The organism is Allocoleopsis franciscana PCC 7113, assembly GCF_000317515.1.
GTDB lineage: Bacteria > Cyanobacteriota > Cyanobacteriia > Cyanobacteriales > Coleofasciculaceae > Allocoleopsis > Allocoleopsis franciscana.
In genome coordinates this window covers 3237695-3250989 of the sequence record NC_019738.1, presented here as the reverse complement: position 1 = coordinate 3250989, position 13295 = coordinate 3237695, and the positions used below count along the sequence as shown (strand labels likewise).

5 protein-coding genes are annotated in these 13295 nt (G+C 46.6%); 3 read left to right on the top strand and 2 right to left on the bottom strand.

The features are described from left to right. Positions 1 to 21: 21 nt before the first annotated feature. Entirely contained in the window at positions 22 to 2961 is a 2940-nt protein-coding gene (locus MIC7113_RS37270) for a PAS domain-containing protein (protein ID WP_015182749.1), read from the bottom strand. Positions 2962 to 3263: 302 nt separating this feature from the next. Here MIC7113_RS37270 and MIC7113_RS13605 point away from each other — a divergent pair, with 302 nt between their 5' ends. Further along, entirely contained in the window at positions 3264 to 5105 is a 1842-nt protein-coding gene (locus MIC7113_RS13605) for an AAA-like domain-containing protein (RefSeq protein ID WP_015182748.1), read from the top strand. Between the two features lie 100 nt (positions 5106 to 5205). On the opposite strand, the gene MIC7113_RS13600 is transcribed toward MIC7113_RS13605, so the two are convergent. Next, entirely contained in the window at positions 5206 to 5808 is a 603-nt protein-coding gene (locus tag MIC7113_RS13600; RefSeq protein WP_015182747.1) for a Uma2 family endonuclease, read from the bottom strand. 210 nt (positions 5809 to 6018) lie between these two features. Here MIC7113_RS13600 and MIC7113_RS13595 point away from each other — a divergent pair, with 210 nt between their 5' ends. Together MIC7113_RS13595 and MIC7113_RS13590 are read left to right on the top strand one after the other, a co-directional pair. Further along, positions 6019 to 9612, top strand: a complete 3594-nt coding sequence (locus MIC7113_RS13595) for an AAA-like domain-containing protein (RefSeq protein ID WP_015182746.1) — start codon at positions 6019 to 6021, stop codon at positions 9610 to 9612. Positions 9613 to 9701: 89 nt separating this feature from the next. Further along, entirely contained in the window at positions 9702 to 13289 is a 3588-nt protein-coding gene (locus MIC7113_RS13590; RefSeq protein WP_015182745.1) for a WD40 domain-containing protein, read from the top strand. The last annotated feature ends 6 nt before the right edge of the window (positions 13290 to 13295 follow it).

The following is a 13295-nucleotide window of genomic DNA, read 5'->3' as shown; positions in this document are numbered from 1 at the left end:
GAGAGTCAGACTCAAAATCATTCAATCTTCAAAAACGGTGAGACAATAACGGTCTTTATAATTAGATTCTTGAAGGGGGAATCGATTGTGAGTGGTACCCGTTTGACCGCTGACAGGAATCTCTACAATCAACTCTGTCCCTTTTCCTGGAACAGAAAGGCATTTGAGTTGACCCTGGTGTTTTTCTACGATAATTTGATGGCTGATTGATAATCCTAATCCCGTCCCCTTTCCTACAGACTTCGTTGTAAAAAATGGGTCAAATATTTTTTGCTGCACTTCTTTGTGCATCCCAGAACCATTGTCAGTAATCCGAATCATCACCCATTGATTATTAGAACTTAAAGCTTGGGAATTGGGGGAATTTTTGCGTAAAGGATGGGTTAAATTACCCCCTTTTCTTGTGCCTGAATCCCCACCCATCAAGGAAGTGTGGATGGTAATTACTCGTGGCGAAGGTTGGTTTTCTAGAGCGTCAATTGCATTATCTATCAGATTCATGAACACCTGATTCAACTGACTGGCATAACAAGTGACTTTGGGCAGGGAACCGTAGTCTTTAATCACCTTAATTTCGGGGCGATCGCCTTCTGCCCTCAGTCGAGATTGCAAAATCAGTAAAGTATTGTCAATGCCTTCATGGATATCTACAGGTTTTAATTCTGATTCATTCAATCTAGAGAACGTCTTGAGCGATCGCACAATGGCTTCAATCCGTTCAGCCCCCACTTGCATAGAATGCATCAGTTTTGACCAATCTTCTCTGAGAAATTGTAAGTCGATCTCATACGCCAATTCTTGAATAGCTGGTGTAGGATTCGGGTACGTTTCCTGGTAAAGTTGAATCAGTCTTAGCGCATCTTGAAAGTATTCTTTAGCAGGAGCAAGATTACCTAAGATAAAGCAGACAGGATTGTTAATTTCGTGGGCAACTCCCGCCACCATTTGCCCCAAACTTGACATTTTTTCAGTTTGAATTAATTGAGATTGGGTGTGTCTCAATTCCTCTAAAGTCAATTTAAGTTGAGTGGCTTTGTCTCGCTCTCGCTGGGTTGATTGTTGTAGAGCTTCTGACTGCTTTTGCACCTTCGCTAATAATTCAGCTTGCTGCAAGGCGACCCCCAACTGATTGCCAATCTCGACTACCACATTGGTTTCTGTTGTTTTCCATTGGCGGGAGCCAGAGTTTTGATAAGTTGCCAGCAATCCCCAAAGTTTAGAGCCACAGAAAATAGGGACAATGATATAGGCTCTAGCTTGAAATTGCTCTAACAGGTTGATGTAACAATCGTGAAACCCGGCTTGGTAAATGTCTTGGACTACGGCATAACTTGCACCTTGACTGTATGCACCACCTTGGGTTTCTTGAAGATAAGTATCCTGCACTGGGCAAGCATGACTAAGAACGCTTTCGCGTCCTGCGGCACTATCGAATTTTTTCACAGCACAGCGATCATCTTCTAGAGTCTTCTGTGCCAGATGGGGGTGATGAACTTGCTCCTGCAACAGCGAAATCCACTCACTCCCCACAGACTCGGAGACAATCTCTCCACTCCAATCAGGATTGAAACGATAGATCAAAACGCGATCGCAGTTCATTAACTGCCGCAATTCCTCGGTTGTGGCACTAAAAATCGCTTCAATATCTAATGTTTGGCGCATTCTTTGAATCGCTCTGGCGATCGCTCGTTCTCGCTGTACGCTCTCCTGCAAGGCTTCTTCTACCCGTTTGCGATCGGTGATATCCAAGGCGGTTCCAAACAGTCGAATCACCTGCCCTTGCTCATTAACAACCGCTTCTCCTCTTCCCTCGATGTACCGGACTTGACCATCAGGGCGCACAACTCGATAGTCAAGTTCGTAGCCTGTCCCGAATGCCAGCGCTTGTGAGGTCGCTTGTTGAAATAACTTTCGGTCATCGGGATGAATCTTTTCGAGCAGTTCGGCGTACTGGGGTTCGGGTTGGGTTGGGTCAAGACCCAGAATGCGAAATTTCTCTTCTGACCAGGTAATTTCCCCACTGACTACATCAAATTCCCAGTTGCCGATATGGGCAATTTTTTGGGCTGTTGCCAGGTTAGCTTCACTATGCCTGAGTCGTTCCTGTGCCAATTTGCGATCGCTGATATCTTTTTGGGTACCGAGCATTCGCACAGGCGCACCTGATTCATCGCGCTCGAAAACCTTACCGTGAATCAGAATCCACTTCCACTGCCCAGACTTGGAGCGCATCCGAAATTCTACTTCGTAAAGCGGAAGTGTCTCTCGAAGATAGGCATGTAAAACCTCCATTACCCTCGGCTTATCCTGGGGATGCATTAGCTGCTTCCAGGATTCGTAATTATTGTCAATCTCCTCTACCTCGTACCCCAGCATTCTCTTCCAAGAGGAGTCAAAATAGGTTTGCCCCGTGGTGATATTCCAATCCCACCACCCCAAAGCACTACCTTCTAAAGCTAGCTGTAAGCGTTCTTCACTCTCTCGCAGTGCCTTCTCTGCCTGCTGACGCTCAGCCATTTCTTGCTTCAGTTTGACAATTGCCTGCTGAAGTTCGGCTTCGGCTCGCAGGCGTTCTTTAATTTCGCTTTTCACCGCTTCAAATTGAGCAGCGCTGGGCATTGCCAGGGCTTGGGGAAGTAAGGAAACGAGTTCAAACGCTGTATATAATGAGACGACAGCCGCAAAGGCTTTGATCCACCCCGATAGCCAATAGTCCGGATGCCACAGTGTCCAAATTTCCATAATGTGGGTTGTGCCACAAGAAACGATGAACGCACCAAACAGCAGGAAAATCCAGTTGAAAGGTACATCTTGTCTCTTGAGTACGAAATAGCTGAGGGTCAACGGGATTGAGTAATAAGCCACCGCTGTCAAGGCATCTGACACAATGTGTAAGCTGACCAGCTCAGATTTCCAAAGATAGCAATGCCCGTGAGGAATAAAAAATTCCGCTAATACCATGGTGATGATGTTAAAAGTTTTTAACTTATGTCAGAAGGCAGATACCCCTACAGAAACTAATAATAGTTTGCATTCATCGGAAGAGGTTTTCAACGAAAGATTGCAACTTAACAAGTCAACTTAACAAGTCAACTTAAGCTAGTCCCCAAATAACAGCGCACTTTGGGCTGGAAAACACGGCAAAAATGGCGGAGGTATTTTTGTCGGCTTCCTGAATCAAGATTACTCTACCCTCTAATGGGTGGGACAATAAATCAACTAAGAAAGATTTGTTTGATTTTAAGCAGGCTGAGCAATTTACGATGAAAAGTCAACTCCCCAAGCGTAAGCGAGGTGTCATTCTCACGTATCGAGGTTGGCAGCGCTTACAGAGGGCACAGCGCCAGTCGGAAATGGAAGACAACAATGGCGTTCCCTACACTTTAGAACAAATCGGTGAACGGACACAAATGAGTCCCAATACCATTGCTAAGGTACAACGCCGCCAAGCTGCTGTAGATCGACAAAGCTTGGAGTCCTACTTCAGCACGTTTAATCTGACGCTGAATGTTGATGATTATACTCAACCTGATTCCAATGAGAGTGAGAGTCGCTCCAGTATCATGGTCAAAGGTTACGTTCCTCTCAATTCTCCTTTTTATATAGAGCGTCCTCCCATTGAGCAACTTTGCGATGAAGCCATCTTACAACCGGGAGCTTTGATTCGGATTAAAGCGCCTAAGCAAATGGGCAAAACTTCTTTGATGGTCAGGATTCTCGATGAGGCAATTACACAAGATTTTAAAACAGTAACGTTAAGCTTGCAACTGGCTGATGCCGATCTTTTCACGACTTTAAGCCAATTTTTGCGGTGGTTTTGTGCCGTTGTCACTCGGCGTTTGGAACTCCCCAATCGATTAAACGAGTATTGGGATGAGGTATTTGGCAGTAATTACAACTGCACCGATTATTTCGAGAATTATTTGTTAGCCGAAATTGATCGTCCGGTCGTTTTGGCATTAGATGAAGTGGATGTAGTGTTCAATTACCCCAAAATTGCTACCGATTTTTTTGGATTGCTCCGAACTTGGTATCAGAAAGCTAAATATCCAGAGCAAAGTAGCATGATTTGGCAAAAGTTACGGTTAATCATCGTTCATTCCACAGAAGTTTATATCCCCCTTAACGTTAATCAATCCCCCTTTAATGTAGGGTTATCCATTGATTTGCCAGAGTTTACTCCACTGCAAGTCCAAGATTTAGCAACTCGGCATCAACTCGATTGGAAAACTGAGGAAGTAGAACGCCTAATGGAGTTGATTGGAGGAAATCCTTATCTGGTGCATATAGCGCTGTATCACATTAGCGGCAAAGACATCACCCTAGAACAGTTATTAGCAACCGCCACCTCTGAAAATGGCATTTATAGAGACTATTTGCGACGACAATTGTGGAATGTTCAACAGTATCCCGATCTCGTAACCGCATTGACACGGGTTGTGATGTCACCCACTCCTGTGAAATTAGATCCCATACAGGGGTTTAAATTGCACAGTATGGGACTGGTGCGGTTTGTCAATGGGCAGGTTGTACCTAGTTGGGATTTGTACCGTCGATATTTTAGCGAACACCTCAGCCAATTGCAGTTAAATTTACTCCAAGAACATCGCCTCGCCACGATTGTTTCCATCAATGTGGTAGAATTGGCGGAAATGATGGGTACTGACCCAGAAGAAACGCAGAATTTACTCTACCAAAACTTTCAGTTCATAACTCAGTTAGGTCAACAATATGAAGGCCAAATTCTTAAATCTACTGGAGATGGGTTATTAATTTATTTTCCCAGTACCATTAATGCTGTCAACTGCGCCCAAGAAATTCAACTAGCCTTCAGGAAAATTGCTGAAGGTACCACTGAACCCATCCTCACTTATCGAATTGGCATTCATCTAGGAGATGTTATTTTCAATTGCATCGATGTTACTGGGCCTGGAGTGAATATTGCTACTCGTCTACAAGCTGAAATTGCTCCGGGTGATATTTGTATTTCTCAGGTTGTTTATGATGCCGTCAAAAGTTATCTTCCCTTACTACCCATTGAAATAAAACAAGAGCAATTCGAGGGAATTGAAGAACCGATGCCACTTTATCAACTGACGTTCTAAAACGCGGACAAATGCCGACGTGAAGGAAGAGGACAGACATCTGTTGTGATGGAATGGGCAATTACTCTTTAAGCTTTTAACTCTATAAAAATGATATCAATCACCAGATTTTTGCCATCCGCAAGACTAATCCTGGTAACTCTGGATCGCCACTCACTGTTTCGGGATTATCCAAGATTTCCGGTTCTTGATTGGGACGGTAGAGATAAACTTTTCGGTTCTTGCGGTCAATCAACAATCCCAGTGATGCACCGTTGTCAATATATTCCTGCATCTTCTTTTGCAATCCACTAAGAGTATCGCTAGAAGACCGTAATTCAATCACAAAGTCTGGACAAATCGGAGCAAATGAGGCTTTTTGTTCTTCAGTTAAAGCATTCCATCGCTCTAGTTTAATCCACGAGGCATCAGGGGAGCGAGTTGCCCCATTCGGCAGAGTAAAGCCTGCACTGGAGTCAAACGTTTCGCCTGTGCCATCTTGTTCTGCCCAGTTCGCAAGTTGCTGAGCAATTTTAAGGTTTCGATTACCTGTATCTGAAAAAGCTGGCGGCATAATGATAACTTCCCCACTGGCAGTACGCTCAATTCTCAAATCGCGATTGGCTAGACAGAATTCGTAAAATTGTTCAACACTCATCGATTTGATAGCAGGAAGATTGACCGTCAGTGGGACACTCATCGTTTGAATTAGCAGCGTCGTCATTGTTTTTCCTCAGTTGGTGTAGGCGTGAAGTAGTGACAGAATACCCAAAGCTTATCCGCTTCTAGTTGTAGCGACTAAACCGATCTTACACTATGTAAAAAATTTCTTATTTTGAATAACTAGAAATAACCCTGATGTTAGATTGAATTGACTGTCATTTCCAATCGCCAGTGTAAGATTTGACTTTTACTTTTTACCTTTTGCGTCATCATGCTCACCGCTCAAAGTCCATCTTATGAGTATCAAGTTGGTGGGAGTTTACCGCTTGATGCGCCTAGTTATGTCAGGCGTCAAGCTGATGATCAGTTGTACGAGGCATTACTTAGGGGTGAATTTTGTTACGTCCTCAACTCCCGGCAAATGGGTAAATCATCGCTTTGGGTACAGACGATGCACCGTTTGCAAGCGGAAGGTATTCGCTGCGGAGTCATTGATATCACAGCCATTGGCACTCAAGAGGTGACGCCAGAACAATGGTATGCCTCAGTGATTGGTTCTCTCACCAATAGCTTCCAACTCCAATTTAATTTACGAGCTTGGTGGCGCGATCGCACTCACTTATCCCTAGTCAGCCGCCTAAGTGAATTTATCGAAACCATCTTACTCCTAGAAATTCAGCAAAATGTCGTAATTTTTATTGATGAAATCGATAGTCTACTCAGCTTAGACTTCCCGATGGACGATTTTTTTGCGCTGATTAGAGCTTGCTATAACAAACGCGCTCAAAAGTCAACATACAAACGGCTGACGTTTGCCTTGTTGGGAGTAGCAACACCGCCAGATTTGATGGCAGACAAAAATCGTACACCGTTTAATATCGGACGGGCAATAGAACTCAAAGGATTTGAGTTACACGAAGCCATGCCCCTCCTGGGTGGATTAAAGGAGATTGCCAGCCAACCCGAAGTCTTATTAACTGAGATTTTGCACTGGACGGGGGGACAACCGTTTTTAACTCAAAAGTTGTGTCGGTTAGTAGTTGAGGCGGGAAGAGAGGGAAACATTCCCAATCCCAAATCATACCCCCCCACCCCCCCCTTATCAAGGGAGGGACAAAATCGAAAATTCATTGAGCAGTTGGTGCAAGAGCGCATCATCAATAATTGGGAAACTCAAGATGAACCAGAGCATTTGAGGACAATACGCGATCGCATTTTGAGCAACTCCCAACGTGCGGCTCGATTACTCGGCATCTATCAACAAATCTTGCAACGAGGGGAAATTCCCACCGATGACTCGCCAGAGCAAATGGAACTGCTGCTGTCGGGTTTGGTGGAGAAACAGCAGGGTTTCCTGAAGGTGAAAAACCTCATTTATCAGAAGGTATTCGATTATTCATGGCTAGAAGAACAATTAGCGTCCCTGCGTCCCTACTCTCAAGCCTTGGATGCTTGGATAGCTTCCCAAAGGCAGGATGCTTCGCGCCTTCTGAGGGGACAAGCCCTAAAAGATGCCCTGGAGTGGGCGCAGGGAAAAAGTTTAAGCGATTTGGACTATCAATTTTTAGCCGCTTCTCAAGAATTAGACAGGCTGGAAGTGCAGCAAACGCTGGAAGCAGCGAGGCTAAGAGAGGTGGAAGCAAGACTTGCAGAGGAGCGCAAGCGGCTAGTCTTTGAGCGAGAGACAGCAAAGCGACAGCGAAGGTTTATTGGGGCATTGAGTGGGGTATTAATGGTTGCGATCGCATCCGCCATTTTCGCCCTCTGGCAATATCACCGCGCCGCCCAGAGCGAAATTCAAGCCCTCACTTCCTCCTCCACAGGGCAATTCGCCTCCCAACAGCGATTAGACGCCCTCGTAACTGCCATCAAAGCCAGACGCAGGCTCGACAGCCTCCCTAATTCCAGCTCTCAGTTGCAATCTCAAGTTCGGCAAGCGCTGCAACAAGCCATCTACGGAACCGCAGAATTCAATCGCCTATCGGGACATGCCAGCATGGTTCTGGGCCTTGATGTCAGCCCAGACGCCCAACTCATCGCCACCGGAGGCAGTGACCGAACAGTCAAGCTGTGGCAACGCGACGGTGCGCTGCTCCACAACCTGCAACACCCAGCTGCTGTCTTCGGGCTTAAATTCAGTCCCGACAGCCAGCGCCTAGTCACATCCAGCATGGACGGCAACATTTATCTGTGGAGTCGGGACGGCAAGCTGCTCAAAACCTTTCAGGCACACAGCGCTGCGATATGGGACATAGCCGTCAGTCCCGGCGGCAATCGCATTGCCACCAGCAGCGAAGACAGCACGATTCGCCTGTGGGACTTTGATGGCAAACTGATCGAGACACTAAGGGGACATCAAGGTGGGGTTTGGGGTCTTGCTTTCAGTCCGAATGGAAACCTGCTCGCCTCTGGCAGTACAGACGGTACGGTCAAGGTCTGGACAAAAGACGGCAAACTGGTGAGAACTCTGAAAGGACACGCGGGTGCTGTTTGGGACGTTAAGTTCGCCTTCCTTGCAGATAGTGACGGCACAAAACGTCTCGCTATGCTCTCTGCCAGCGCTGACAACACAGTTAAAATCTGGCAACTCGACGGAACGCTGCTCTCTACTCTCAGGGGTCACAGTTCAGAAGTGTTGGAAATTGCCGTCAGCGATTCAGGCAATGTCATTGCTTCCGCCAGCGCCGACGGAACCATCAACCTCTGGAAGCCGGACGGGACGCTTTTGAAAATCCTCAAAGGGCATCAATCTGGAATTCGCGGCCTTACCTTTATTCCCAACACTCAAATCGCTGTCTCAGTCAGCGACGACAGTACCGTCCGGCTCTGGAACCCGACAAACCCTTTCTCGAAAGTCCTACACGGACATAGCGGTGTCGTTTGGGATGTGGACTTCTCCCCCAAAGGTCAGATGATCGCTTCAGCCAGTTCGGATGGCAGCTTCAAACTGTGGGCACAAGACGGTACGTTGCTGAAGTCTTTTGCGGGATACAAGGCTCCCGTTTACTCCGTTGCTTTCGTCTCCCCTACGAACTTTGCCAAAGAAGATATCTCGCCTGTACTCGCTTCCGCAGGTACAGATAAAACCATTAAACTCTGGCAGTTTGACGGGACGCTGCTGAAAACTATAACAGGACATGGGGCGAACGTTTGGGATATCTCCGCCAGTCCAGACGGTCAGCTACTCGCTTCTGCAAGTGACGACAGTACTGTGAAACTGTGGAACAAAGACGGCACGAGCTTGAGAACGTTCGCAGGTCATCAGGCTAGGGTTTACGATGTGGACTTTACCCCCGACGGAAAGAGGCTGGTTTCCGTCAGTGCAGATGGTACAGCTCGGTTGTGGAGTTTGGACGGTCGCTTTTCCAAGACTTTGAAAGGTCATGGCAGTGGGGTTTGGGAAGTGGCTGTCAGTCCAGACGGTCGCACTTTGGCAACTGCCAGCATGGATGACACGATTAAACTTTGGACAAGCGATGGCGCGTTGATCAAAACCATCAAGGGAAATACTAGAGGCATGATGGCAGTTGATTTCAGTCTAGACGGTCAAATGCTGGTGGCGGGAGGCGCATCTGGCGCAGTCAAACTCTGGAAAATTGACGGTACAGAAATAACCGCGCTAACTGGACATGAAGGAAACGTTTGGGGGGTGGCGTTTAGTCCCGATGGGAAACAGATTGCCTCTGTTGGGGACGATCGCACCATTATTTTGTGGGATGTGCAGCGAATTCTCAAACTCGATGAACTCGCTTATGCTTGCGATCGCGTTCGGGATTATCTGCGAACAAATGCTGAAGTCAAGGAGGAGGACAGGCATCTGTGCGATAAAGTTAAAACTCACAGGGCGACACAATCAAAGAAATGAAATTTAACCTCAGCGAGGTAGGGAGCGCATTTACAACCAACCTTTAAGTTTTTAAGGCGTGACTTTTATCTTTTACCTTTTGTCTCATCATGCTCACCGCCCAAAGTCCATTCTATGAATATCAAGTCGGCGGGAGTCTACCGCTTGATGCCCCAAGTTATGTCAGGCGTCAAGCTGATGAAGAGCTATACCAGGCACTTTTAAGAAGTGAGTTTTGCTACGTCCTCAACTCGCGGCAGATGGGCAAGTCTTCTCTGTGGGTGCAGGCGATGCACCGTTTGCAGGCTGTCGGCGTTTGCTGTGGCGCGATTGATTTAACAGCGATTGGTACTCAAGAGATAACGCCAGAACAGTGGTATGCCTCGGTTATCGGTTCTTTAGCCAGCAGTTTCCAGCTTAATTTTAATTTACGAGCTTGGTGGCGCGATCGCACCCACTTATCCCTTGTTAATCGCTTCAGTGAGTTTATCGAAACCATCTTACTGGAGGAAATTCAGCAAAATGTCGTAATTTTTATTGATGAAATTGACAGTTTAATCAGCTTAGACTTTCCAACGGACGATTTTTTTGCGTTCATCCGAGTCTGCTATAACAAACGCGCTCAAAAGTCAAGCTATAAACGCGTCACCTTTGCCCTGTTAGGAGTAGCAACACCGTCAGATTTAATTGCCGACAAAAATCGCACACCATTTAACATTGGACGGGCAATAGAACTCAAGGGATTTTCGTTACATGAAGCCATGCCCCTAATGGGTGGATTAAAGGATATTACCAGTCAGCCAGAAGCCTTGTTAGCTGAAATTTTGCGCTGGACAGGGGGACAGCCGTTTCTGACACAAAAGTTGTGTCGGTTAGTGGTTGAGGCGGGGGAGAAGGGGGACATTCCCAATCTAAAATCCGCCCTTAAAAAAGAGGGCATCCCAAATCGAAAATTCATTGAGCAGTTAGTGCAAGAGCGCATCATTGAGAACTGGGAATCTCAAGATGAACCAGAGCATTTGAGGACAATACGCGATCGCATTTTAAGAAGTGAGCAACGCGCTGCTAGATTACTCGGCATTTATCAACAAATCTTACAACGGGGGGAAATTCCCACCGATGACTCACGAGAGCAAATGGAACTGCTGCTGTCGGGTTTGGTGGAGAAACAGCAGGGTTTCCTGAAGGTGAAAAACCCCATTTATCAGAAGGTATTCGATTGTTCATGGCTAGAAGAACAATTAGCTTCTCTACGTCCCTACTCTCAAGCCATCAATGCTTGGATTGCTACTAAACAAACTGATGAATCGCGGCTATTACGGGGACAAGCTCTCAAAGATGCTCAAGTCTGGGCGCGGGGAAAAAGTTTGAGCGATTTGGATTATCAGTTTTTAGCGGCTTCTGAAGAATTAGACAGAACAGAAGTGCAGCTAGCATTGGAAGCAGAACGGGCTAAAGAAGTTGAAGCCAGACTAACAGAGGAACAAAAAAGATTAGCACTAGAGAAAAAAAGTTCCAGGCGGCAACGGTTTTTGCTTGTTGTGGAAAGTATGACATTAATTCTAGCCTGTGCATTGGGGCTAGGGGTTTATGTTCAGTATCGGCAAACTGCTGTAAGCGAGATAAAAGCGATCGCCAAATCTTCCGAAGCTCTATTCGCCTCCAATCAAAAGTTAGACGCACTAGTACAAGCCATCACAGCACAGCGACGATTGCAAAAGTTAGGTGTTGCAGACGCAGATATCCAGAACTCAGTTAAGGAGTCTCTGCATCAGGCTGTTTATGGAGCGGTTGAATATAACCAGTTATCCGGGCATAACAATGTAGTTAATGATGTAACGTTCAGTCCTGATGGCGAACTCATTGCCTCAGCGTCTGCCGACAAAACCATCGATCTTTGGAAAAAAGACGGTACAAAGTTGGGAACGCTTAAAGGGCACGACAAGGCGGTTTGGGGAGTTGGATTTAGCCCCAGAGGGGATCTAATTGCTTCGGGTTCTGGGGATAACACCGTTAAACTTTGGCGCAAAAAGAGTACACAATCACTAAACCCAAAGCCGAGTTATACCTTGTGGCACACCTTAAAAGGACATACCAAAGAGGTTACACAAGTAGCGATCGCTCCCAACAATCAAATTATTGCATCTGCTTCTAAAGATAAAACCATTAAACTCTGGAGTACAGACGGCAAACTGCTCTTCACTCTTACCGGACATACAGATGAAGTTGACAGCGTTGCCTTTAGCCCGGACAGTCAAATTATTGCATCTGCTTCTAAAGATAAAACCATTAAACTCTGGAGTACAGACGGTCAACTGATAAGAACCCTGACGGGACATACGGATAGAGTTAAAAATGTTGCCTTCAGCCCTCAAGGAAATCTCATCGCCTCGGCGAGTTGGGATAAAACAGTCAAACTTTGGCACCTTGACGGCACGTTAGTCCAAACCCTAACTGGACACAGCGATGCAGTAGGCAAAATCGCTTTTAACCCTCAAGGTCATTTGCTTGCCTCGGCAAGTCTAGACAGAACAGTTAAACTTTGGCAGCTTGACGGGACTCTGGTAAAAACCCTGCTAGTCGCCAAGGATGTTGTCTCTGGAGTGACTTGGAGTCCTGACGGGCAAATTCTCGCCTCATCTAGTTGGGATGGCCCGATCGCACTCTGGAAACTTGATGATAGTTTGCTCCAGACTCTCAACGGACATCAAGCATCAATTTACACCGTAAAATTTAGTCCTGATGGTAAGACCATTGCCACTGCTAGTCGTGACAATACCGTTAAACTTTGGCGGCTGGATGGTAGCTTAATTCGCACGTTCCCCAAACAAGCCGATAAACTTTTCGGAGTAGATTTCAGCCCAAAGGGAGACACCATTGCTACAGGCGGGTATGACAGCACTGTTCGGTTGTGGCGGCTGGATGGAACCTTACTCCACACGTTTACTGGACATCAAGGTAGAGTCTTCGCCGTTGATTTCCATCCAGATGGACAGTCACTCGCCTCGGCGGGTGAGGACAGAACCGTCAAAGTCTGGAAGATTGACGGCACCCAATTGGCAACTCTCCAAGGGCATACCGATCACGTTAACGGAGTTATCTTTAGCCCTGACGGCAAGCTCATTGCTTCAGCTAGCGTGGACGGCACAGTCAAACTTTGGCAGTGGGATAATGCCATCGCATCTGGAAAGCCCAGCTACAGGCTTCTTTCCACGTTAAAAAGTCATCGCCGTCAGGTGGCTGGAGTGGCATTGACGCCTGATGGCAAGACGCTAGCTTCAGCAGGTATGGATAACATGGTGAGACTTTGGCGGCGCGACGGTACAGAAATCAGAACCTTGAAGGGACACAAAAATGGGGTGTTCGCAGTAGCATTTAGTCCTGATGGCAAGATGATCGCTTCAGCCAGTTTCGACGGCACAGTCAAACTTTGGAGCTACGACGGTAAAGAGCTTGAAACCTTAAAGGGGCATAGCGATGGGGTGTTCGGAGTTGCGTTTAGCCCTGATGGGACGTTAATCGCCTCAGCAAGTCAGGATAGAACCGCAATTTTGTGGAATTTAGAGCGAATTTTCCAGCTCAATTTCCTCCAGTATGGATGTGATTGGGTGCGGGATTATTTGCAAACGAATGCAGATGTGGAGGAAAGCGATCGCCACCTGTGTGATGGAGTCAAAACTCACAACGCTGCACAGTAGTTAAAA